Here is a 237-nt window from a genome sequence, read left to right on the forward strand (position 1 = left end):
CCGGTTAAAAAGAAAGTCGGTTTCCCCTGCAGCACCGCTGTTACCGCGTCACACTGTACACCATGCGCCGAAACAAGGGTCCAATCCTGCCAGGGACGATGCAGCGCCGCTGCCATGAGCTGCACACTGGAAATGCCCGGAAACACGGTATAGGCAATCCCCTGTTCTTCCAACAAAGGTACCAGATTGCGGCACCCGGAATAAAAGCCTGTATCGCCACTGTATACCACGGCAGCG

1 protein-coding gene is annotated in these 237 nt (G+C 56.1%); it reads right to left on the reverse strand.

The genetic code is table 11. The features are described 5' to 3' along the window. A partial coding sequence (locus H6B10_RS16510; protein ID WP_243427439.1) for an SAM-dependent methyltransferase occupies positions 1-237 on the reverse strand: 237 nt, incomplete at both ends.

The organism is Gemmiger formicilis (assembly GCF_016901605.1).
GTDB lineage: Bacteria > Bacillota > Clostridia > Oscillospirales > Ruminococcaceae > Gemmiger > Gemmiger formicilis_B.